Source organism: Gordonia gummivorans (genome assembly GCF_022513585.1).
In the GTDB taxonomy this organism is placed as follows: Bacteria; Actinomycetota; Actinomycetes; order Mycobacteriales; family Mycobacteriaceae; genus Gordonia.
Genome location: NZ_JAKWBF010000013.1, coordinates 43,757 through 65,754, shown reverse-complemented (window position 1 = coordinate 65,754; position 21,998 = coordinate 43,757). Strand labels below are relative to the sequence as shown.

The following is a 21,998-nucleotide window of genomic DNA, read 5'->3' as shown; positions in this document are numbered from 1 at the left end:
GTTCGTCAGATCACCGGGTCGTATTGGATGCGGCTCGCGGGCACCCCGGCGATGATCAGCTTGCGCCGCGTCGCCTCCACCATCTGCGGCGACCCCGCGACCAGAACCTGATGGTCGTCCCACGATCCTTGTCCGACGACGACGTCACCGAGTCGCCCGATCAGGTGCGGCATCCCCAGATCTTCGGGTGACGGGAGCGAGCTCAGCCACCAAGGGTCGGTCGTCTCCTCGGTCACCGCGGTCACCTGCAGCCACGGATTGGTGGTGGCGATGCGTCGCAGCACGGCGAGGTCGTATAGCTCACCGGGGTAGCGCATGCCGTAGAAAATGTGTGTGCGGGGCGAATCCGCGCGTTTGGACATCTCGATGATCAGCGCGCGAAGTGGTGCCAGCCCGGTGCCACCGGCGACCATGAGCACGTCGCGGTCGGGGTCGACGTGCAGCGTGCCGTGCCCTTGCGCCAGATGCCAGACATCCCCGACGCGGGTGTCGGCGACGATGGTCGGGCTCACCGTGCCGCCCTTGATGGCCCGGACATGGAACTCGAGTTCGCCGTCGGGGTTCGGCGGGATCGCCGACGACAGATTCCGCCACGCCTTGGGCCACTGCGGGATCTGCACCTCGACGTACTGGCCGGCGTGAAAATGCAGCGGGGCGTCGGCCACCAGGCGGACGACGGCGAGGTCGCGGGATATCCGGTACTTCTCGGCGACGGTGGCAGTCCAGGTCGCCGGCTGTGTCGCGGTTTCGGCGGCGCCACGCATGACGCCGGTCAGCAGCATCGTCGCCTGCGCGACGACGTCGGCGGTGTCGGTGTCCCAATACCCGTCCATCAACTCGGCGAACTCACCCATGAGCGCGAGGTACATGACGCGGTAATGCTCGGGTTCGACGCCGAACTTCCGATGGTCGCGGCCCAGCTGGGCCAAGAACTCGACCAGCTCGGGCTGGCCGGATTCGGCGGGGATGACCTCCAGGACGTGGTCGACGACGCGGTAGAAGGCGTCGCGCTGGCCGGCCATCATCGCGGGGAAGAGGTCCCGGAGGTCCGGGTCGATGGCGAACATGCGCGTGTACACGTTCTTGGCGAAGCGGTCGGGATCTCGGTTCACCGCGGTCCGCAGATGGTGCAGCGCATGCCGAGAGTGCGTCGCCATCGCGTCCTTTCACCTCCCCGGTCGCTCGTGTCGATGTGGTCGGGACCGGTCGCGGCTGGATCGAGACCGATTCACGATCCTCCATCGTATGCCGCCTCGCCGAAGCCTGTGGCAGGGTACGTGTTGTGACGTCTCTCGACGGTGTGATTCCCGGGATCGTCGATGCACACCTGCAGCAGTGGAATCCGCGGCGCACACCGTGGGCTGCCAACCGTGCGTCCCGCCTCTATCGCTTCGTGCCCGGCATCGGGGACCGGATCTTCCCCGTCATCGTCTCGCGCGCCGATCGCGAATACGTGCTGACTCCCCGAACCGTCGCGCGCACCTACGAGCCGCGGCAGTACGCCGCCGACATCGCGGGCGTGCCGGCCGTCGCCGGGGTGCCGATCGACACCGTCGTGCACATGGAATCGCACTGGCGCGCCGAGTCCATCGAAGACCAGCTGGCAGAAGATACGACGTCGGTGGAGGAGACCCGCTACGTGGTGGGATTGCCCTTCGGTGAGCGGGGCGCCCCGCGACTCGGCGCCCTGATCGCACATGCCGATCCGCGTGCTCCCGAGTTCGGCCGCATCCTCGACGAGCACGCGGCGGTCACCGATCTGTTCCGAGGTGTTCGTATCATCTCCTCACGGCACCCCGATCCTCGCGTTCGGGACGGCGGCGACACCGAAGGCATGCTGGCGTCGGCCGCCTTCCTGGAAGGGTTCGGCGAGATCGCCGCCAGGAAGCTGATTTTCGACGCCTCGGTGTATTCCCACCAGCTCTACGACGTCGTCACCCTGGCCCGTGAGTATCCTGACACGCCGATCGTCCTCGACCACTTCGGCATTCCCGCAGGGGTTTTCGGTCCCATCGGCCTGCGAACCGGAGCCACCGCCGCAGCCCGCGCCGACATCATGCGCCTGTGGCGGGAACGGATGACGACGCTCGCCGGCCATCGCAATGTGTCGGTCAAGCTGTCCGGCCTGGCGATGCCGGTCCTCGGGTTCGGCCACGAACGGTGGGGCAACATCGGTGACCAGGCCACCCTCGCCGAGATGATCGGACCGTTCGTCGAACACATCATCACCCACTTCGGCACCGAACGTGTCATGTACGGCAGCAACTACCCGATCGACAAACCGAACTCCCGGATGGACATGCAGGTGGGTGCGCTCATCGACTGCCTGTCCCGATGGGGTCCGGACGCGCTTCGTAAAGTGTTCCGCGACAACGCGCTACGCACCTACAGCATCGAAGAGGTGTCCGCTCCCTGAGGACTCCGGCTCAGTCCTCCTCCGACTCCTGATGACGCCCGTGCGGCGCCTCGGGGACCGGCGGTTGCGGCACGACGGGGTAGTCGCCGGTGTAGCCTTCGCGTGCCGCTGCCATCGTCATCACCTTGCCGCGCACCGCATACCAGCCGACGATCAGCATCGGGATGATGACGAGGATGGCGATCAGGTTCCAGATGTTCTCGTAGCACATCAGCACGGTCACCGCGGCAAGGAAAAGCAGCGTCACGTAGCTCGTGTAGGGAGCACCCGGCAGCCGGAATGCGGGGCGTTCGAGAATTCCCTTGCGCTCCCAGCGATACAGCTGAATCTGGCAGGCGACGATCATCGCCCAGGTCGAGATGATCCCCAGCGCAGACAGATCGAGCGCGATGTTGAATGCGTCCTCGGGAACGAACAGGTTGAGCACGATGCCGAGGAGCGTCAGGGCTCCGGTGAGTGCGATGCCGCCGAACGGCACTCCATTGCGATTCATCTTGCCGGTGAACGCCGGTCCCGAACCGTTCATCGCCATCGAACGCAGGATGCGGCCGGTGGAGTACAGGCCGGCATTGAGGCTCGACAGAGCGGCCGTCAGCACAACAAGATTCATGATCCCGCCCGCGGCAGGCATGCCGATCTTGGAGAAGAACGTGACGAATGGACTCTAGCCGGCGCGATAGGCGGTATAGGGCAGCAGCAACGCGAGCAGCAGAACCGAGCCGACGTAGAACACGGCGATGCGCACGATGACGGAGTTGATGGCCCGTGGCATCACCTTGGGCGGATCCTCGGTCTCGCCGGCCGCGATACCGACCAATTCGACTGCCGCGTAGGCGAAGATGACCCCGGACGTGACGATGCACAGCGGGAAGATGCCCTCGGGGAAGAGACCGCCGTTGTCGGTGATGACGCTGATCCCGGCCTGCTGTCCGTCGATGTCGAAGCGTCCGGCCAGGAACACCATGCCGACCACGAGGAAGGCGATGAGCGCGGTGACCTTGATGATCGATGCCCAGAACTCCATCTCGCCGAACAGTTTCACCGAGATGACGTTCATGGTGAGGACGATGCAGAGTGCGATGAGCGCGATGAGCCACTGCGGTATCGCCTCGAACATGCTCCAGTAGTGCACGTAGAGCGCAACCGCGGTGACGTCGACCACCGCGGTCGCCGCCCAGTTGAAGAAGTAGAGCCATCCGGTGACAAATGCTGTTTTCTCACCGAAGAATTCGCGTGCATACGACACGAACGAGCCCGACGACGGGCGGTGCAGTACCAGCTCACCGAGGGCCCGCAGGATGAAGAAGACGAAGATGCCGCAGACGGCGTACACGATGAACAGGCCGGGTCCGGCGTCGTGCAAGCGGCTGCCCGCGCCCATGAACAGGCCGGTGCCGATCGCGCCGCCGATGGCGATCATCTGAATCTGCCGCGGTTTGAGGCTCTTGTGATAGCCCTCGTCTTCGTGTGCGAGGGACGAATTGTCGTACGTGGTGGTTTCGGACGTCATGTTTCCCTTGTGGTGGTGGGTTTTTTCGCGCAGCATTGGGCACCCTCGGATCGCGAGAGCGCACGCGCAGATGAACAGAACCAGAACAGAGATTAGACGTGCTAAATGGTCGGCGCGAGCGGTGGAATGTTAAAGAAATCGGACATCATTCGGCTCGACGTGGCACCGTGCAACGCGAATCATCTTGGCGCCAGGCAGTTTAACGGATCGGATGTCCGATTTAACATCTCCTCGGATGTGATCGCCGCCACCCTCCGGCCGTCCCCAAGAAAATAGGGGAAGAAACTCTTCCCCTAACCTCGGTGTCCTCCCCGCGAATTTTCTGGGGGACGACACCAAACCCCGGGGAAGAGACTTCCTCCCCTACTTTCAGTGGCACCCCGTCGGCCCATCGACACCTGCGCGGCTCCCGGCCGGCGCCTCGAGCCCCCAGGCAGCAGAGAAGTCAGCGTCGGGTCCGCGATCGCCCGAACAGTCGGTGCGGGGGTGTGTCCGGGATCGGGACGTCGCGCATGAGCCGGGTGATGATCTCGACCAGTTCGCCGCACGACGAATAGCGGTCGGTGGGCGATTTGGCGAGAGCCTTTGCGAAGATCGAATCCACCGCCGACGGTAGCCATCTGCGCCGTCGGGTGAGTTTCGGCGGGTCGTCGTTGATGTGTGCGTAGGTGATGGCGAAGGCGGTGGTGCGTGGGTACGGAGGGAAGCCGGTCAGCAGTTCCACCAACGAGCAAGCGAAGGCGTACAGATCGGTGGCTGGGGAAAGCTGTTGAGCCTGAAGAAGTTCCGGTGCTGCGTAGGCGATCGAACCTTGCACGCGTCCGTTTCGGGCCAGGGGCCGGGTGTCATCGAGGAACTGCGCGATGCCGAAGTCGGACAGAAACCCGTCGAGCCCCGACGACGTCGGCGTCGTGAGGATGTTCGCGGGTTTGACGTCGCGGTGCAGGATCTCCTGTCCGTGCGCGTAGTCGAGCGCGCTCGCGATCTGTGCGGCGATGCGCAGGATCGCCGGTACGTCGGGTTCGGCGTCGTGGGGTATCAGCGTCGTCGCGGGGGAGCCGGGCACGTACTGCATCGCCATCCAGAGCGCCGGGTAGTGCGGTCGGCGGAGCGCGGGTGCGGTGTCCGGATCGTCGACCTCGCCGCGGGCATAGATCTTGACGATGTGTGGATGGTCGAGTTTGCGGGCGATGGTGAATTCGCGGTCGAATCGCTCGCGCATGCGGCTGGGATCGGACCCTTTCGGGTGCAGCACCTTGAGTGCCACAGGTCGGTCGTCGCCGCGGTGCACACGGAAGACGTCGGCCGTCGCACCGCCTCCCAGGAATTCGTCGACGGTGTAGCCGGCCACCACATCGCCAACTTCGAACACACCGACAGGGTAGGGGCAGCCGACGTCGGGCCGCTATTCGGTGGGGCTGACGCGGAAGATCGGGAACTGGCGGCCCTCCGCAGTCTCGGTGTACTTGAGGAAGCCGTCAGATTTGGCGGTGAAACGGTCCCACGCGGCGTCGCGCTCGTCGGGCGGGAGTTCGGTGACGGTGGCCTGCTGGGTCTTGACGCCGCCGATGTCGGGGGATTCGACCGTCACCGACGAGTCGGCGCGCAGATTGTGCACCCAGGCCGGTGTCTTCGGTGACCCGCCGGCCGAGCCGATGACCAGCCATCCGCCCTCGTCGGGCAGCGCGAGCAGCGGGTTGATGCGCGGCTCACCCGACTTGGCGCCGACGGTGTGCAGCAGGATCAGATTGCGCCCGAACCCTGCGGTCTGCACAAATCCGCTGTTGGTACGGAACTCGTCGATGATGGTGCCGTTGAAATCGCTCATGCCGCCATTGTGCACACCGACGCCCCATAGGCTGGCAAACATGAGCGGTGCCGATCTGAGCGAGTTGATGTCCCAGCTACCCGACGGCATGGTCGTCACCGATCCCGACATCCTCGCCGCCTACCGCCAGGACCGGGCGGCAGACCCGGACGCCGGAACCCCACTCGCCTTGATCCGCCCGACGAGCACCGCCGAGGTGCAGACCGCCGTGCGCTGGTGCGTGTCGCACGCCACGCCGATCATCACGCGCGGTGCCGGCACCAGCCTGTCCGGAGGTTCCACCGCGGTCGACGGCGCGGTGATGATCTCGACGGAGAAGATGCGCGAACTCACCATCGACACCGCCACCCGCACCGCGGTGAGTCAGCCGGGCCTGTTCAACTCCGAGGTGAAGGCGGCCGCATCGGCCAACGGGCTCTGGTACCCGCCGGACCCGTCGTCGTTCGAGATCTGCTCGATCGGCGGCAACGTCGCCACCAACGCCGGCGGCCTGTGTTGCGTCAAGTACGGGGTCACGACTGATTACGTCCTCGGCCTCGAAGTGGTCCTCGCCGACGGCCGAGCGGTACGGCTCGGCGGCAAACAACTCAAGGACTCCGCAGGACTGCCGTTGACCAAACTGTTTGTCGGCAGCGAGGGCCTGCTCGGCATCATCACCGAGGTCACCCTGCGCCTGCTCCCGCCGCAGGCGCCGGCGTGCACGGTGGTCGGCACCTTCTCCTCGGTGCACGACGCGAGCGCTGCAGTGCTCGCCGTGACCTCCGAAATACGGCCTGCCATGCTGGAATTCATGGATTCGGTCTCCATCAACGCCGTCGAGGACATGCTGCGGATGGGTCTCGATCGCGAGGCAGGCGCGTTGCTCGTCGCCCAGTCCGACGCGCCGGGTCCGGCGGGTGTCGCCGAGGTGGAACTGATTCAGAATGCCTTCGAAACCCACGGGGCCGCCGAGGTTTTCGCGACCGACGACCCGGCCGAGGGGGAGGCATTCACCGCGGCGCGACGAGCGGCGATCCCCGCAGTCGAGAAACTCGGGACGCTGTTGCTCGAGGATGTCGGCGTGCCGTTGCCGTCGCTTCCGTCGCTGATCGACGGAGTTGCCGACATCGCGTCGGACAACTCGGTGATGATCTCGGTGATCGCGCATGCGGGCGACGGCAACACGCATCCGCTGATCGTGTTCGACCCCGACGACGCCGACGAGCACGATCGGGCCCACCGCGCGTTCGGTCAGATCATGGATCTGGCTATCTCGTTGGGCGGCACCATCACCGGTGAGCACGGCGTCGGCCGGTTGAAGAAGGCGTGGCTGCCCGATCAGGTCGGACCCGACGTGATGGAACTGACGACCCTGATCAAGCAGGCACTCGACCCGCAGGGGCTGCTCAACCCGGGTGTCATTCTCTGACCGTCGATACCGGAGCTTCAGGTGGTGGGTGGAGCCTTGGTGGCGCTCGAACGAATCACTCTGGGCCCCATGCCATATTGGGCACGCAGAATGGCTGCGCATCGTTGCTGTCGACGTGAATCCGGATTCAGTGGCGATATCCTCGGCCGGGCGGGTTGGATTCGTGACGAGCAATGATCGAGCGGTCCGGGCACGCTGAGCCCCGATCAGCTCGGCCATGGACTGAGGCTCCTGCTCGAAGTGCCGATAGAGTTGTCGCCGACTGACGTGTAGTAGCCGCGCAATGGTGTCAGGCGTGAAATCCGGGTCACAGTGGTGACGTCGGATCAACTCATCGGCGGCCTGCCGGATGAAGACCCCGTTGTCGGACAGCCGATACTTCTCGTAGTTCAGCTCGCCGAGGGCCGCACAGATCAACTCGAGTGCGGCGACCTCTGTTCCTGGGGAAGGTGTCTCCCCACGGACTGCGGTCTCGCGGGCAAACTGCCTGACGAAGGCCGACGCTGAACGGGCAACTCAGGACGGTGCTTCGGTGGTCGACAGACCGGCCCGGCCCGATGCCTTGGCACGCAGCAGCGCGAGATCGGCACTGGCGAGTGTCGCGTTGACGATCGCGATCACCATCGACGCCGACACCGGCGTACGTTTCGCCCGGCGGACCGAGATCCCCAGGCTCATGGTGATCGTCACGTCACCCTGAATCGAGTGCGGGACCTCGGTGATGCGGCGAGCCATGCGGATCGCTTCCTCACGCTCGAGCGGTGCCGCGATGGCGAACTCGTCGCCGCCCATGCGCCCGACCACGGCAGATGGTCCGGCGACATCTTGCAGTGATCGTGCGATGCGGATGAGGACGGCATCCCCGACGACATGCCCGTGCTGGTCGTTGATCTGTTTGAAGTTGTCGATGTCGACCATCGCAATGGCGAACGGGCCCGACAAGCAACCCCGACGCAGTTCGGATGCGACGGTGTTGAGAAAGCCTCGTCTGTTGCGGACCTCGGTCAGCGGGTCGGTACTGGCAAGTTCGAGCTGGCGCGCAATGGCGCGCTGGAAATCGATGGTGTAGGTCCGCAGCAGAACCACGATGCCGTTCGACGCAGCCAGTGCGACGACGGTGTAGTACACGCTGGTCGCCACCGGATAGTCCAGCAGGACCGTGGCAATCCCACACGCAACGATCACCAAGCTCGTGAACGTCACATGCGCTATGACCACCGGCAACCGCACGAAGTGCGCGACATAGCCGGCGATCACCGCGAACAGCGTGGCTCCATGCAGCGCCATCAGCGGATTCTGAAATGTGGCGAGGACTATCGCGACGCCCAGATCGGCGTAGATCACGAAGGCCGTGTTGGCGCCCTTGATCGATGCCTCCTTGGACCACCACACAGTGCCGAGGTTGACCCTGCTGACCACGATGGCCGCTGGGATGGTGCTGGCCGACGCGGCGAGAGCGACGGCGAGGCGGACCGGTGACCCCGCCGAACCTCCCGGCGCGAAGGCGCTCACGAGTCCCACAACACCAAAGGTGATGGTCAGTGCGGCGATGCTGTAGCGAATGAACCGCTCACGGATGCCGATCTGGTTGACAATCTCGAGCGCGTCACTGTAGTCCGCGCTGACCTCAGCGGACGCACGCGGAATGCGCTTGCGTATCCGGGCATACCGGGGTGTGCCGACCATGTTGCCCACGCTGCGCCCCTCCCAAGCCTGCGTGGCACACGAGCCTGACCCCCGGAAGTCGCGCGCGCATCAAAGGTTGTTGATGCCAAAAGTGTAGTCAAGGATCGCATAGGTGATGGGCCGCGGTGCATAGGTGGAACCGGCCAGGGAAGCGCAAATGGGTCCACGCATCCCCTCAGTGCGTGGACCCACGTGAAGCGAAGCGATGCGAGCGGTGTCGGGGGTACCGCTCGCATCGCAAGTTCAAGCCTAAGGATCGAATTGACAATCTACAATCAGACCAAATCGGATAGTTGACAGGAATCACTTGATGAACTCACCGTCGGCCGGTGATCGCGACCTCGATCTGCGTCGGCTCCGTATGTTCGTCACGGTGGTCGATTCGCCGAACCTGCGGGTCGCGGCCGACGAGCTCTACATCACCCAGCAGGCGCTGTCGTCGGCGATTCGCGAACTCGAACGGCAGATGGGCGTCACGTTGTTCTCGCGCGCGAATCGACGCCTGGTGCTGACCGAGGCGGGTTCGGCGCTCTACGACGGGGCGGTGCCGTTGCTAGCCGGCGGTCGGCACCTCGCTTCGTCAGTGCGCAGCGCCGACGCCGATCGTCGGGTGCCGTTCGTGATTGGTCATACGCCGGACCTCGCGCCGTCGGAGATCTTCCGAATCATCGAGCCCGTGGTGCGCGACGATCCCACAGTGCCGATCACCGTGCGCCCGGTGTTTGCGTCCGACATCCACGACGCCCTGGTCGGTGGCGCGATCGATCTGGCCTTCGGTCGGGGTGTCGGCGATCCGTCCAGGCTGGCGTCGGCGATCGCGACCTATCACGTGCTCCGCCTGGCCATGCACGCCGATCATCCTCTCGCCCAGCACGAGCGCGTCGACCTCGAGGCTCTCGCCAACCACGAGATCGTGGTGTGGGGCGCCGAGGGCGACGCCGAATACACCGACATTCTCGTAGACATCTGTCGCAGAGCGGGATTCGAACCTAGGGTGATCGTCTCCACCCTCATCGGAACCCCGCCACACACCTCTGTCATCGCACACCCGCAGGCCTGCGCCTTCGTGACCAATGCGCCCGGATGGCTCGACAACGGTCGCATCAGGATCGTCGAATTCACCGACCCGCCCGTGGCCCCCGCCCGCGCCACCTGGCTACCGAACACGACATCGCCACTCCGGCAACAGATCTTGGACTCACTGCGCACCGACGGCTGATCCCACCCGCTGACCCCTTCCGCTGCCTGAGGTGTGAGGAGCGCTAGCGACGAGCCTCGAAGGCCCAGTGAGACAACAATGTCCGCAACACCGATGGCTCACCGCGCATCAGTGCCGCTCGACGATCGCTCCCACGTCGACTCCGACCGGCAGCGCTCCGTACTCGAACGAGCGATCGGCACCCAGCCGTGCGGCGATGAACGCCTCCGACACCGCCGTCGGTGCGTACCGCACCAGCAGCGAGGCCTCCAACGCGAGCGCCATCGCCTCGATCGTCACTCGTGCCCTCGCCTGCGCGGCAGCAGGTTCGAACCGTGCGAGTTCGCCGAGTTCGACGCGGACGTGGTCGAGATGCGCGTCGAGCGTCGTGTTGGCACCGCGCGCCTTGGACAACTCAGCGTCGAACGCCGCAACAGACTCTGGTTCGCGGGTCATTGCGCGCAGCACGTCGAGTGCGATCACGTTGCCCGATCCCTCCCACACGGCCATCACCGGTTGCTCGCGGTAGCGCATGGCGAGCGGGAAGTCCTCGGTATAGCCGTTGCCGCCCAGGCATTCCAGCGACTCGTACGCGTGGTGGGGTCCGCGCTTGCAGATCCAGTACTTGGCGACGGCCGTCGCCAGCCGACGGAAAGCGCGTTCCTGGTCGTCGGCGTCCTCGTCGTGGGCGCGGGCGAGCCGCATGGCGGTGGTGGTGGCGGCCTCCGATTCGAGAGCAAGGTCGGCGAGAACCGCGGTCATGGCCGGCTGGTCGACGAGACGCGCACCAAAGGCGTTGCGGTGGCGGGCATGCCACACCGCTTCGGCGACGGACTGTCGCATGCCGGCCGCGCTGCCGAGGACACAGTCGAGGCGCGTCTGCGCCACCATCTCGATGATGGTGCGCACCCCGCGACCGGGTTCGCCCACCATGTAGGCGACTGTTCCGTCGAGTTCGATCTCGCTCGACGCATTGGACTTGTTGCCCAGCTTGTCCTTCAGTCGCTGGATGCGGAACACGTTGCGTGTCCCGTCCGGCAGCACACGGGGCAGGAGGAAGCACGAAAGTCCTTCACCGCCAGGCCCGTACGCCTGAGCGAGCACCAGGAACGCATCCGACATGGGTGCCGAGCAGAACCACTTGTGTCCGGTCAGAAGGTATTCCGCGCCCGGGCCGCCCGCACCGGCCGGTTTGGCCACGGTGGTGTTGGCGCGGACGTCGGAGCCGCCCTGCTTCTCGGTCATCGACATGCCGAAGATGGCCGACGACTTGTCGGCGCTCAGTTCGGGGGAGTACTCGCGCGATAGCGCCTTGGGCACCCAGAGCGCGGCGACATCGGGCTGCAGTTCGAGCGACGGGATCACCGCATGCGTCATCGACACCGGACACGCATGACCCGGCTCGATCTGACCGAACAGCATGAACGCGGCCGCCCGGGCGACGTGCGATCCCGGCTGCGGGTCGGCCCAGCAACGGGTATGTGCGCCATGGGAAATCGACGCCGAGATGATCCGGTGATACGACGGGTGGTACTCGACCTCGTCGATCCGCCGCCCCCACCGGTCGAAGGTGTGCAACTGCGGCGTGATGGTGTTCGCCAATTTGGCGTCGTGCTGGAACTGTTCGCTGCCGACCAGCGCACCGATCTCGCGGAGCTCCGCGTCCGCCCACCCGGCGTCGTGTCGGGCGACGGATTCCCTGAGTACGGTGTCGAGTTCGTACTCGTTGATGTCGACGCGCGGTGTCGACTGGTTGAGCACCTCGTGCGTGAGGTGCGGCTGCGGGTGGGTGGTGGTCGATCGGGTCATGATGTTCCTTTCAGGGCTGAACCCCCGCTGGTCGAGGAGCCACGTGCGAGCTTGCTCGCCCGAGGCGTCTCGAGACCACTCAGCGGTTGGTCCAGTACGTTTTCCGGTATCTGAAGATTCGTGAAGATCACGGCCACCGACTCCTCCAGCGTGTAGCCGAATTCCGCTCCGGTGGCGGCCTTTTGGACGACAAGTCCAAACGTGGCCGACCAGAATGCCTTGGCCTCGACGTCGATCGGCGCACGCAATTGCCATCCGGTACGCACCAGCGTCGCCATAAGGGCGTCTCCGCCACGTTCGTGCAGTGTGTGCAGAGTCTCGGAGATGAGTTCGCGTAGGTCTGGCCTGCGTGCGACCAGCAGCATCGCGGTCGTGAACATCTCGACGCTGCGGGCCTCGCTGCCCAGTAGCGAACCGATGAGCGCATGTGTGTACTCGCGGACGGTCGTCGCGTTGGCTGCGGCCTCTTCAGCATGACGCCCGGCGCGCAGCACGGCCGCGCACGCGACCTCGACGAACAGTTGCTCCTTGGAGCCGAAGTAGTAAGTGACCTGATTGGGAAAAGCATTGGCACGCTGGCAGATCTGCGCGACTGATGCAGTTTCGCCATGCTCGGCGAACACCTCGGTGGCCGCACGCAGCAATGACTGCCGGGTGGACTTCCCGGACTCCCGACTCGCGCGACGAGAGGGTGCGGTGGACGTGGTGGACATGCGCTCGATCCCGTTGTTTGTACGGCAAACAATAAACAGGGCCGGCGTTCTCGTCAAGCAAGCAAGCAGCAGTGCAGACAGACGAAGACGGCATCACGGTTCCGGAACTGTTGCAGCGCGAAGCCACGAAAATCGCAGAACGGCCGTCCATTGCCGAATGGCTGCGTCGCACGGGTCGTCGGCCGTCGCAGATTCGCACCGAAGACGTCTTGGCGGACCTCGACAAATGGCGAGGCGAGTGGCCCGATGCTCGTCGTTGACGCGTCGTGCCTGTTCGAAATCGTCGCCGACACCCCGCGGTCAGTCGAGGTCGGCGCACGCCTCGCCGCCGACCCCGACCATGTGGCCCCTGAGGTCATCGATGTCGAAGTGTTGGGCGTGGTCCGTGCGCAGTACCTGCGCGGCGGATTGGACGGAACGGCCGCAGGTCAGGCGGTGGAGGATCGGCGCGAGTGGCCCGGTGAGCGGTACTCCCACCGGTGGATGCTCGACCGAGTCTGGGAACTGCGGGAGTCGATTCGCGGCCCGGACGCGTTCTATGTCACGTTGGCCGAGGCGCTTGACGCCACCTTGGTCACGCTCGACGCGAAACTCGCTCGCGCACATGGCCCGACGTGTCGGATCGAAGTACTTGGCGGGTGAGTCGCGAATCAGGTGGATTGCCGGTGCTGGCGGGCTCGTTTCGGCGCGATCCTCCTCGTGCCGCGCCGATTCCGGCCGCCACCACCAGCCCGAGTCCGAGAATCGATGCGGGTCCGGGGATTTGGTGGAGTACGAGGAGTCCGATCAGCATGGCGAAGCCGGGTTCGAGGGCCATCAGCGTGCCGAAGGACGACGTGGTGAGGCGCCGCAATGCCTGCATTTCCAGCACGAACGGAACCACCGGCAGCAAAATCGCGAGGCCCAGGCCGATCAGCAGCAACTCGGGAGTCAGCCGACCGAATGCCGAGGGACCCGCGACGACGGTCGCGACGATACCGGCAACCGGCATCGACACCGCCAACCCCTGCACTCCGGCCACCTCGTCGCCGATGTGCTGGGTCAACAGGATGTAGCTGCCCCAGCACGCCGCGGCGGCGAGTGCGAACAGCACTCCGACGGTGTTCACCGTGCCCGACCACGGTTGAGTCAACAGGATCACGCCGGTCGCTGCCAGTGCCGGCCACAGGATGCGCTTGCCTCCGCGGGCTGTCGCCACGGCGACGCCCAAGGGGCCCAGGAACTCGATCGCACTGGCCGTACCGAGCGGAATTCGCGCCACCGCGGCCATGAACAGCAGAACGATACCGGCGGTGACGATTCCGAGGAGTACCGCCGCGGCAAACGTGCGTCGGGTGAACGCCGACGGTGAGGGCCGCACGATCACGAGCAGCAAGATTCCGGCCCACGCCAGCCTCAGCCAGCCCGCGCCCTCGGCGCCGACGCGGTCGATGAGGGTCACCGAAAACGCCAGTCCGAGTTGGACACACAGCATCGACACGATGGCCATCGCCGTCCCGGCGCGTGCTGTGTTCTGTCCCATGGCGCTGGTGAAGTGTTGCACGCTCTCATTGAAGGCCACTCAGATCGTTCGTGTCCACGTGACATTTATGGACATATCGTTCGGAAATTATGAACAATAGACCAGTGGACTTCCGGCGGCTGGAATTGTTGCTCGCGCTCTCGCGGATGGGTTCGATGCGAGCGGTTGCCGACGCCTACCACTTGACCACCTCGACGGTGTCGCAGCAGATCGCTGCGCTCGCCCGCGAGACCAAGACATCGCTGATCGAGCCCGACGGCCGCCGCGTTCGGCTGACCCCGGCGGGTCGTCGGCTGGCCGATCACGCGGTGACCATCCTCGCCGAGGTCGATGCGGCACTGCGCGACCTCGATCCCGATGCCGAACCCGTCGGCACGCTGCGGGTCGGCGGATTCGCCACCGGCATCCGAGTGTCGTTGCTTCCGGTCCTCGCCGAGTTGAGGGACTCCCATCCGGGTTTGCGGGCGGTCATCAGTGAGTACGAGCCCGTCGAAGCCTTCGAACTACTCATGAACGACGACATCGACCTCGCGCTGTCCTACGACTACAACCTCGCGCCGGCCACGATCGATCCCGCGCTGCAGAGCGTCGCGTTGTGGTCCACGCCGTGGGGGCTGGCAGTACCCGACGACGACGCGGGCACGCGCGCGCCGTCCGATTACGCGGACCGGTATTGGATTGTCAACTCCCGCAACAGTGCTGACGAGACGGCCGTTCGTACCTTGGCCTCGCTGTCGGGATTCACACCGACGATCGCGCATCAGATCGACAGTCTCGAACTCGTCGAGGACCTCATCCTCGCCGGCTACGGAGTGGCATTGCTGCCGCTGCATCGCGCGTCTCGCGAGGGCTTGACGGTGCTGCCTCTCGGCACACATGACCTGCGGATGACCGCCTATGCGGTCACGCGACGGGGCCGAGACACCTGGCCGCCGCTGCGAGTCTTGTTGAGCCGCTTGGTTCCTCCCGGGAATGTGGTCCCGGAGCTCCATCGATGGCCGCGCACCGTGTGATGATCAATCATCAATGCCGCAACGCAGTTGCCTTGAAGTGCAAACGAATCCAACGAGTCCAGGAGACTCAGGATCTCACGGCTGGCTCTCTGCTTCTGTCGAGGTGTCGTGATGATGGTGGTGTTCGCCGGTGACCGGATACAGGGCGTCGACGTCGATGGCGGAGGTTCGGGAATCCCTGTTGCCCATGATGTTCCAGACCAGCACCAGCAGAGTGCCGATTCCTGCGTACAGGCCGAGGCACAGCAGGGCCGTGGTGTTGCTCGCGGCGGGGAAGTACAGCGAGTTGCGGATGAGTTGCGCACCACCGCCGGTGGGCAGCCATTGACCCAGTAGCGCCCAGAAATGGGGGAGGAAGGTCCACGGTATCGATGCGCCGGAGATGGTCGCACCGATCAGGAAGTAGAAGCCACCGGTCAGGGACCCCACCGGCCCGAATAGCGTGACTAGGCCGGAGATCGATCCGGTGATGGCCAGTGAGATGAGTGCATATGTCCAGAACAGTTCTCCGGTGTCGGCGCCGGACCCGACCCCGTAGATCGACGAGAACGCCAGGACTATCGCCGCGGACACCAACGCGTAGGCGATCAGGGCGGCGACATGTCCCAGCCCCCGGCGAAGTGACTGACGCACGCGCGGCATCAACCGTCCGAGGCCCAGCGAGGCGATACTGCCGCCCAGCGAGATCACCTGCAGGATATATCCGAGCGATGCTCCGTTGATGTCGCTCTGCGCCAGCGGCACGACGTCGCGGGGGATGGTCTGCGGAGAGTTGTTGCGTTGGTTGGCTTCTGCCGCGACCGTCTTCAACGTCGCAGCCGGAAGCGTCCCACCGGCTCCGGCGACGACGGCCACGACGCCGCCCGATGTGATCTCCAGACCCCCGGCCGCGTCCCGTGCCTTGATCGCGGCGGTGAGGGCCTCCGGTGAAGAATATGTTGTCACGTCGAACTTCCCGGCGGATTCGAGCTGGGCGGCAACGGGTTCGACTTGTGCGGGCGGCCCGACGATACCGATCGGAAGGTTCCGCGGCTCCGGCGAGTGACCGACCCCGAGATAGAAGGTGCCGAGAAGGAACTGGGTGAGGGCGCCGAGGACCACGACGCCGATCAGGAGGCGGCGGTAGTGGGTGCCGAAGGACAACGGCTCGGCAGACAACAACGTCACGATGGACCTCCGAACGGTGTGGGACGAGGCGTCCCGGCGATGGCATTCGCCGGGACGCAGGAGGTGGTGGTGGGTCAGGCGGGCATGCTCAGAGGATGTGGTTCTCGGAGAGGAGCTGCCCGATCTGGGTCTCGTTGAGCTTGCCGATCAGCTTGTTGCGCAGGAACTGCGGCCCTGGCAGACCGACCTCCTCGCCGTCGCGCAACCGGCTGGTCGCGGCCAGCAGCGCCCGCACGTCGTAGGTGGAGTTGAACACCTCCGGGACACCACGCTCGATGTCGAGCAAGGTGTACACGGCTTCCATCGGCGTGCGGACCGAGTACTCGGTGGTGAAGATGCAATCGCGCTGTGCCGATTCGGCGAACTGCCCGATGAAGGCGAAGTTCACCGCACCTGCCGGCACCACGTCGGGGCGGTCGCCGGCCTGACGAGGCATGAAGAACGAAGTCACGTACGGCATCATCACCGGCACCGTCTTGGCGCCGTTCGCCGCCAACTCGGGAATGTCCTCGACCGGAACGCCCAGGTGGTACAGCCACTCCTGGGTGATCTCCTCGCCGGTGCACTCTTGCATCGTCTTGGTGACATAGTCGCCGGGCTCGTCCACGAACAGCGCATAGACCCACACCACGATCTGGTCGGCGGGCTGCTGCTTGAAGTGGGGCTGCCGGTTGACCGTCCAGCTCATCAGCCAACGGGAGTCCTTCGCCGTGACGATGCCACCCGTTACGACCCTGCCGCTGAACGGGTCTCGCTTGCAGATCTTCTCGATGTAGGCCGGAATCCGGCGGTCGAGGGTAGTGACGGTGGCCGACTCCCATTTGGTCTCCGGGATGTGGCCGCCGAAGACATCGGGGCGGCCGAACGACGGGTCCTTGGCGGCGATGCGACGCCACAGGTCCCACGCGGGCGCGGGTCCCTCGTCGAGCGCGGCGGGGGTGTGATGATCGCCGTTGTCGGAGTTCTCGGTGAGCGACCCGATGGTCATGAAGAGAAGATCGTTCTCGGTCAACGATGTGCCGCCCTCATCTCCGTCGGCGTCGACCCAGTGAAGGTAGGTGGCTTGCTTGCGCTCACCGTGGATGTCGAAGTCGACGTCGGTGACCTCGGTGTCGAATCGGAACGTGACGCCCTGATCGAGCAGCCAGGTGTAGAGCGGCAGGACCAGCGATTCGTACTGGTTGTACTTGGTGAATTTCAGCGCCGAGAAGTCGGGCAGACCACCGATGTGGTGGATGAACCGATGCAGGTAGAGCTTCATCTCCAGCGCGGAGTGCCATTCCTCGAACGCGAACATGGTGCGCCAGTAGAGCCAGAAGTTGGAGTCCAGGAACTCCTGGGAGAAGACCTCATCGATGCGTTTGTTCTCCATCTCCTCGCGGGTCGCGAGGAAGATCTTGATGATGTCCTTCTGTGCCTTTTCCGAGAGGGTGAACAGCCCGTCGGTGTGCGCGTCCTTGCCTTGCTCCACGGTGGCGCGTTGCAGTGAATAGTTGGGGTCGTCCTTGTTGAGCCAATAGAATTCGTCGAGCACGCTGGCGCCGTCGATCTCCAGCGACGGGATCGAGCGGAACAGGTCCCAGAGACATTCGAAGTGGTTTTCCATCTCGCGACCGCCCCTGATCACGAAGCCCTTCTCGGGTTCCTTGATGCCGTCGAGCGCGCCGCCGGGCAGCGTGAGACGTTCGAGAATGGTGATCCGATCCCCGGCCATCCGTCCGTCACGGATGAGGAATGCCGCGCCCGACAGTGACGACAGTCCGGCACCGACGAACCAGGCCGACTTGTCGTCGACTCCGGCCGGCTTGCGGGGACGGGCGAATGCCTCGTAGTTTCCGTTGGTGTACTGCATGATTCAGCTTCCTTTCGTGGGGCTGATGGGCGGTAGGCGGTGGAGGTAGCCGGCCGTGGCAGCATCGATCTGGTTCCGGATGTCGGTCACCGGGTCCCGGTCGGGATGCGCGCCGGTACTCGGGCGCGCCAGCGTCAGATGCACGACTCCGAAGATCATGTTGCCTACCAGTAGAGCTGCATTCGGATCTGGTTGCAGCCCCGCCTTTTCCGCGTCGGCCATCAATCTTTCGGCGATGGTGTTCTGCAGCTTGAGAACGAGTGCAAGCCCCTCGGCGCGGTATCGGTCGGACGGGTCGCCGAACAACAATTCGCGCTGGTAGGCCCGCCCGTTTTCGGGGTGCGCGACCGCATACTCCAGGATGGGGACAATCATCGCTGTGATGGCCGCCGAAGTATCGGGCAGAGATGTGGCCCGCTGGGCTCCGGCCGCGATCGCCTGGCCCAGCTCCTTGTTGAGAACCATCAGTAGCAACTCGCCCTTGGTGGCCGCGTATCGGAAGACCGTTCCGGATGCGACGCCGGCCTTCTTCGCGATTTCGTTCGTCGACACCGACTCGAACCCGTGATCAGAAAAGAGTCCTGCAGCAGAACGGAATATCCGTTCCTGCTTGTCGCGCATGTTGCGTTCGCGAAGTCCTGCCGATGGTGACGTGTCCGGCACTGCAAACTCCTCCGTGGATCGCTACCCGGGACGGTGATCCGGTCGTGGACGATAATGACTGTGCTCATTAATGAGCGTACTCAGTTTTTTCCGAATGTCCATGGCCAACCGAAGGTGTGAGAGGCGTCGGCCCCGCCCATCGCACATGTGTGCGAAGATGGATCGGTGAGTGTGCAGAAGGTGAATGGATTGACCGCCGACGACCTGGTCGCGTTGGCGGCGGGGGTGGAAGCGGGCAAACGTGTCACCGTGTACCTGCGAGAGCCGATGGTGTCCCTGGGGCTCGAGGCAGGCGCGTCTGCGCGTGTCGTCGGCGTCGACGGGTCGACCGTCACGGTGCGGCCCAAGGGCGTCGACGACGAGTTGCCGTTCGAGGCGAACGAGCTGAATAGGACTCGCTCCCAGGCGCCTACCCGGGCGCCGGCAAAGCCGTCAACCCCCCGGCAGTCTCGAGGGGAATCGACGCCGGTCGCCACGCCCGCATCCTCACCTGCGCCCGCGCCCGAGGTAGTGAGTTCGCCGAGTCCGAAACCCGTTCCGGCGAAAGCGTCTTCGCGTCGCAGCAAGGAATCAACGGCGGCGGTGAGTGTGACGGTCACCTCTGCAGGCGCGAGCACGTGGACGGTGTCGGTGTCGCGCGGCGCGAAGAAGCAGGGAAAACCGGTGGAGGTCACCGCGGATCGGGTGGCTCGGGCCGTGCGTGAACTCGGCGACGATGCGGCGATTGCCGCTGTCGACGGTGTCATCGCGTCGGCACGGGAGGCGGCGCAGAAGCGGGTCGCCGAACTCAGCCAAGAACTCGAGAATGCGAGGGCCGCGTTGGCCGACCTGGACGGTGACTGACGTCGTGAGGTCAGCGGGGTTGACGCCGCTACGGCGTGACCACGACCTTGCCGAGCGCGTGGCCGTTGCCCACATGTGACAGCGCCTCGGGAACCTCGTCGAGGCCGTAGGTGCGTTCCACGTGGATCGCGATCTCGCCAGCGCTGCACAGCGTTGCCAGCGGTTCGAAGTACTGCGGCCCGGGACGTACTGCGAGGACACCGATTCGACGCCCGCTGACAGGGCCGACGACGAAGCCCGCAGTGAGCAGCCGCACCAAGGTGGGTACTGATCCGCCAACGCACCGGTATCGCCCGCCGCGTGACAGCGCCCGGCGATACGCGAACACCGAGCGGTGGGCGACGAGGTCGAGGATCAGGTCGTGGCTGTCCTCGGTGAAATCCGTTGTACGGTAGTCGATCACCGCGTCGGCACCGACTGATCGCATGAAGTCGAGTTTGCCGGCGTTGTCCACAGCGGTGACATGAGCACCGGCCTGCTTGGCGAGTTGGATCGCGAAGGCGCCCGAACCGCCCCCGCCGCCGTTGATCAGAACTCGGCATCCGTCGGTGGCGCCCGCAGTGCCCTGAAGGGCGATCGGTCCAGCCTGCGGGATCGTCGACGCCTCGACGAAGGTCAGCTCGGATGGCTTGTGGGCCAATGCTTTCTCGTCGACGGTCGCGTACTCGGCGAAGCCGCCCTTGAGGCGCATGTTATCGCCGTACACCTCGTCACCAGGCCGGAACCGGGTGACGCCCGCACCCACATCGTCGACCCAGCCGGCGATGTCCGAACCGAGGATGTGCTTGCCCGGCCGCCGCAGCCCACCCATCCGTGCGTACGCGGGATAGCCGGTCAGACACTCCCAGTCGCTGAGGTTGATCGAGGTGGCGGCCACTTTGACCCGCACCTGCCCTGCCGCGGGTGTGGGAATCGGGATCTCGTCGACTCTCAGGACGTCGGGCATCCCGTAGCGGTCGTACACGACGGCGCGCATGGCGTCGATGGTACGCCCGCGCAGGCGATCGTTGAGGTGTCGTCTCGACTATCCTGCAGTCGTGACCGGCACGCACCAGGTACTGAGCAAAGGTCAGAACGCACCGCTGACAGTGTCAGACGTGGCGGTGACGCTCACCCTCGACGCCGCAGCCGACCTGTCCGCGCTTCTCGTCACGGACGCGGGAACCGTTCGCGGCGACCACGATTTCGTCTTCTACAACCAGCTCGCCGGCCCCGGAGTTCGCCTGCACCTGGCGCAGGCCGGACAACCGGCCACCCTGGCCATCGCGCTTTCCGGCATCCCGGCCGAGATCAGTCAGGTGCGGACCGTCATCACCCTCGACGACGCGGCGGGCCGCTTCGGCAACCATGCGGCACCCGTCGCGTGGCTCTGGGACGGGGCCGGAAATGTACTGTTCGAGTATCGAATCGACGGTCTTGACACCGAATCGATCGTCATCGCCCTCGATCTCTATCGGCGCCAAGGGCATTGGAAGGTTCGGGCGGTCGGGCAGGGGTACGCCGGGGGATTCGCTGCGCTGGTCACCGACCACGGGGTCAGCGTCGACGACGAACCCGCACGTATCCCGACCTCGGCCACGCCGGTTGCACAGTCGACGCCCGGCATGGACCGCCTGCCGATCGACATGCGTAAGCGCCTCGACCTGCGCAAGCAGAAGGTCGCGGTGTCGCTGGAGAAGCGTGGCGCCGGGCAACTCAAGGCCCGGGTGATCTTGGTCCTCGACGCGTCGGGATCGATGTCTGGCCTGTACTCCAAAGGTGTTGTCGCGGGCGTCGTCGAACGGATGGCGGCCGTTGCCGCACAGCTCGACGACGACGGGACCATGCAGGCCTTCATCTTCGCGTCCAACAGTGCTCGCTTGCCGGACTTCGAGATCGGTAACCTGCCGGAATGGATCGGCCTGCACGTGCGGGTGGGCCAGATGAAGATCGGCAGGGGCAGCAAGCGTTCGAAGAACCTCGCCAACGGCCAGCTCGATATGAGGAACCTCGGCATCGGTAACGAAGAGCAGAAGGTGATCGCCGACGTCCGCGCCTTGGTCGCCAAGGACCCTCAGCCAGTCCCGACGCTGGTGCTGTTCTTCTCCGATGGCGGCGTCTACCGCAACAAGGAGATCGAAGACCAATTGCGCAGCGCGGTAACGGAACCCATCTTCTGGCAGTTCGTCGGTCTCGGCCGCGCCAACTTCGGGATTCTCGAGAAATTCGACACGCTACCCGGCCGGCTCGTCGACAACGTCGGGTTCTTCGCGGTCGACAACATCGACAAGCTGCCCGACGAAGAACTCTACGACCGATTGCTCTCCGAGTTTCCCTCGTGGGTGGCCGAGGCCAAGCGTCACCGCATCCTCTGATCTGTCCGCGTGACTC

At 65.0% G+C, this 21,998-nt stretch carries 19 protein-coding genes and 2 pseudogenes; 8 read left to right on the top strand and 13 right to left on the bottom strand.

All coding sequences use genetic code 11. From position 1 onward, the window contains the following. Nucleotides 1–5 precede the first annotated feature (5 nt). Nucleotides 6–1,157, bottom strand: a complete 1,152-nt coding sequence (locus MKW15_RS11700; RefSeq protein ID WP_240857793.1) for an FAD-binding oxidoreductase — start codon at nucleotides 1,155–1,157, stop codon at nucleotides 6–8. Nucleotides 1,158–1,282: 125 nt separating this feature from the next. Between MKW15_RS11700 and MKW15_RS11695 the strand changes: the two genes are divergently transcribed. Then, on the top strand, nucleotides 1,283–2,416 hold the full coding sequence (locus MKW15_RS11695) for an amidohydrolase family protein (protein ID WP_240857792.1): 1,134 nt from the start codon (nucleotides 1,283–1,285) through the stop codon (nucleotides 2,414–2,416). Nucleotides 2,417–2,426: 10 nt separating this feature from the next. On the opposite strand, the pseudogene MKW15_RS11690 reads toward MKW15_RS11695, so the two are convergent. From MKW15_RS11690 to MKW15_RS11680, 3 genes and pseudogenes are all read right to left on the bottom strand, one after another. Further along, nucleotides 2,427–3,926, bottom strand: a pseudogene (locus MKW15_RS11690) (amino acid permease). A 445-nt stretch (nucleotides 3,927–4,371) separates the two neighbouring features. Further along, nucleotides 4,372–5,298: a serine/threonine-protein kinase gene (locus MKW15_RS11685; RefSeq protein ID WP_240857791.1), complete on the bottom strand. Its 927-nt coding sequence runs from the start codon at nucleotides 5,296–5,298 to the stop codon at nucleotides 4,372–4,374. Between the two features lie 33 nt (nucleotides 5,299–5,331). Continuing rightward, the gene (locus MKW15_RS11680; RefSeq protein WP_240857790.1) at nucleotides 5,332–5,754 is read right to left on the bottom strand and encodes a nitroreductase family deazaflavin-dependent oxidoreductase; all 423 of its coding nucleotides are present in this window, start codon (nucleotides 5,752–5,754) and stop codon (nucleotides 5,332–5,334) included. Nucleotides 5,755–5,794: 40 nt separating this feature from the next. Here MKW15_RS11680 and MKW15_RS11675 point away from each other — a divergent pair, with 40 nt between their 5' ends. Then, nucleotides 5,795–7,162 carry an FAD-binding oxidoreductase gene (locus MKW15_RS11675; protein ID WP_240857789.1) on the top strand — a complete coding sequence of 456 codons (1,368 nt, stop codon included), beginning with the start codon at nucleotides 5,795–5,797 and terminating at the stop codon, nucleotides 7,160–7,162. 105 nt (nucleotides 7,163–7,267) lie between these two features. Here MKW15_RS11675 and MKW15_RS24660 read toward each other — a convergent pair. Further along, nucleotides 7,268–7,492 (bottom strand): annotated as a pseudogene (locus tag MKW15_RS24660) (helix-turn-helix domain-containing protein); the annotation flags it as partial. Nucleotides 7,493–7,678: 186 nt separating this feature from the next. Then, the gene (locus tag MKW15_RS11670; protein WP_240857788.1) at nucleotides 7,679–8,848 is read right to left on the bottom strand and encodes a GGDEF domain-containing protein; all 1,170 of its coding nucleotides are present in this window, start codon (nucleotides 8,846–8,848) and stop codon (nucleotides 7,679–7,681) included. A gap of 310 nt (nucleotides 8,849–9,158) precedes the next feature. Between MKW15_RS11670 and MKW15_RS11665 the strand changes: the two genes are divergently transcribed. Continuing rightward, a complete protein-coding gene (locus tag MKW15_RS11665; RefSeq protein ID WP_276614871.1) occupies nucleotides 9,159–10,067 on the top strand; it encodes a LysR family transcriptional regulator in 909 nt (302 codons plus the stop codon). 108 nt (nucleotides 10,068–10,175) lie between these two features. Here MKW15_RS11665 and MKW15_RS11660 read toward each other — a convergent pair whose 3' ends face one another. Together MKW15_RS11660 and MKW15_RS11655 are read right to left on the bottom strand one after the other, a co-directional pair. Further along, nucleotides 10,176–11,855, bottom strand: a complete 1,680-nt coding sequence (locus MKW15_RS11660; RefSeq protein WP_240857787.1) for an acyl-CoA dehydrogenase family protein — start codon at nucleotides 11,853–11,855, stop codon at nucleotides 10,176–10,178. Beyond that, a complete protein-coding gene (locus MKW15_RS11655; protein ID WP_240857786.1) occupies nucleotides 11,852–12,568 on the bottom strand; it encodes a TetR/AcrR family transcriptional regulator C-terminal domain-containing protein in 717 nt (238 codons plus the stop codon). The genes MKW15_RS11660 and MKW15_RS11655 overlap by 4 nt, the downstream gene beginning before the upstream one ends. A 71-nt stretch (nucleotides 12,569–12,639) precedes the next feature. Here MKW15_RS11655 and MKW15_RS11650 point away from each other — a divergent pair, with 71 nt between their 5' ends. Continuing rightward, nucleotides 12,640–12,828, top strand: a complete 189-nt coding sequence (locus MKW15_RS11650) for a hypothetical protein (RefSeq protein WP_240857785.1) — start codon at nucleotides 12,640–12,642, stop codon at nucleotides 12,826–12,828. Continuing rightward, a complete protein-coding gene (locus MKW15_RS11645) occupies nucleotides 12,815–13,210 on the top strand; it encodes a type II toxin-antitoxin system VapC family toxin (protein WP_240857784.1) in 396 nt (131 codons plus the stop codon). Before MKW15_RS11650 ends, MKW15_RS11645 begins: the two co-directional genes overlap by 14 nt. Here the strand turns inward: MKW15_RS11645 and MKW15_RS11640 are convergent. After that, a complete protein-coding gene (locus MKW15_RS11640) occupies nucleotides 13,143–14,090 on the bottom strand; it encodes an EamA family transporter (protein WP_240857847.1) in 948 nt (315 codons plus the stop codon). The two genes, MKW15_RS11645 and MKW15_RS11640, sit on opposite strands and share 68 nt — an antisense overlap. Nucleotides 14,091–14,194: 104 nt before the next feature. On the opposite strand from MKW15_RS11640, the gene MKW15_RS11635 reads away from it, so the two are divergent. Next, the gene (locus MKW15_RS11635) at nucleotides 14,195–15,103 is read left to right on the top strand and encodes a LysR family transcriptional regulator (RefSeq protein ID WP_240857846.1); all 909 of its coding nucleotides are present in this window, start codon (nucleotides 14,195–14,197) and stop codon (nucleotides 15,101–15,103) included. 75 nt (nucleotides 15,104–15,178) lie between these two features. Here the strand turns inward: MKW15_RS11635 and MKW15_RS11630 are convergent, their stop codons facing one another. The 3 genes from MKW15_RS11630 to MKW15_RS11620 form a co-directional block, all read right to left on the bottom strand. Further along, nucleotides 15,179–16,270, bottom strand: coding sequence for an ABC-2 transporter permease (locus tag MKW15_RS11630; RefSeq protein WP_240857783.1), 1,092 nt, complete (start codon nucleotides 16,268–16,270; stop codon nucleotides 15,179–15,181). 88 nt (nucleotides 16,271–16,358) lie between these two features. Next, nucleotides 16,359–18,122, bottom strand: a complete 1,764-nt coding sequence (locus MKW15_RS11625) for an oleate hydratase (protein ID WP_240857782.1) — start codon at nucleotides 18,120–18,122, stop codon at nucleotides 16,359–16,361. 3 nt (nucleotides 18,123–18,125) lie between these two features. Continuing rightward, complete coding sequence (locus MKW15_RS11620) at nucleotides 18,126–18,743, bottom strand: TetR/AcrR family transcriptional regulator (RefSeq protein WP_240857781.1); 618 nt, start codon at nucleotides 18,741–18,743, stop codon at nucleotides 18,126–18,128. Between the two features lie 207 nt (nucleotides 18,744–18,950). On the opposite strand from MKW15_RS11620, the gene MKW15_RS11615 reads away from it, so the two are divergent. Beyond that, nucleotides 18,951–19,628 (top strand): DUF6319 family protein, encoded by a 678-nt coding sequence (locus MKW15_RS11615; RefSeq protein WP_240857780.1) that lies wholly within the window; start codon nucleotides 18,951–18,953, stop codon nucleotides 19,626–19,628. Nucleotides 19,629–19,656: 28 nt separating this feature from the next. Here the strand turns inward: MKW15_RS11615 and MKW15_RS11610 are convergent, their stop codons facing one another. Then, a complete protein-coding gene (locus MKW15_RS11610) occupies nucleotides 19,657–20,604 on the bottom strand; it encodes an NAD(P)-dependent alcohol dehydrogenase (protein WP_240857779.1) in 948 nt (315 codons plus the stop codon). Nucleotides 20,605–20,665: 61 nt separating this feature from the next. Here MKW15_RS11610 and MKW15_RS11605 point away from each other — a divergent pair, with 61 nt between their 5' ends. Continuing rightward, complete coding sequence (locus MKW15_RS11605) at nucleotides 20,666–21,982, top strand: vWA domain-containing protein (protein ID WP_240857778.1); 1,317 nt, start codon at nucleotides 20,666–20,668, stop codon at nucleotides 21,980–21,982. Nucleotides 21,983–21,998 lie beyond the last annotated feature (16 nt).

Coding starts and splice junctions, on each gene's coding strand:
- MKW15_RS11660 (WP_240857787.1), bottom strand. CDS start 11,855: ATGACCCGATCGACCACCACCCACCCGCAGCCGCACCTCACGCACGAG.
- MKW15_RS11675 (WP_240857789.1), top strand. CDS start 5,795: ATGAGCGGTGCCGATCTGAGCGAGTTGATGTCCCAGCTACCCGACGGC.
- MKW15_RS11680 (WP_240857790.1), bottom strand. CDS start 5,754: ATGAGCGATTTCAACGGCACCATCATCGACGAGTTCCGTACCAACAGC.
- MKW15_RS11645 (WP_240857784.1), top strand. CDS start 12,815: ATGCTCGTCGTTGACGCGTCGTGCCTGTTCGAAATCGTCGCCGACACC.
- MKW15_RS11665 (WP_276614871.1), top strand. CDS start 9,159: ATGAACTCACCGTCGGCCGGTGATCGCGACCTCGATCTGCGTCGGCTC.
- MKW15_RS11620 (WP_240857781.1), bottom strand. CDS start 18,743: ATGCGCGACAAGCAGGAACGGATATTCCGTTCTGCTGCAGGACTCTTT.
- MKW15_RS11640 (WP_240857847.1), bottom strand. CDS start 14,090: ATGGGACAGAACACAGCACGCGCCGGGACGGCGATGGCCATCGTGTCG.
- MKW15_RS11670 (WP_240857788.1), bottom strand. CDS start 8,848: ATGGTCGGCACACCCCGGTATGCCCGGATACGCAAGCGCATTCCGCGT.
- MKW15_RS11655 (WP_240857786.1), bottom strand. CDS start 12,568: ATGTCCACCACGTCCACCGCACCCTCTCGTCGCGCGAGTCGGGAGTCC.
- MKW15_RS11610 (WP_240857779.1), bottom strand. CDS start 20,604: ATGCGCGCCGTCGTGTACGACCGCTACGGGATGCCCGACGTCCTGAGA.
- MKW15_RS11625 (WP_240857782.1), bottom strand. CDS start 18,122: ATGCAGTACACCAACGGAAACTACGAGGCATTCGCCCGTCCCCGCAAG.
- MKW15_RS11700 (WP_240857793.1), bottom strand. CDS start 1,157: ATGGCGACGCACTCTCGGCATGCGCTGCACCATCTGCGGACCGCGGTG.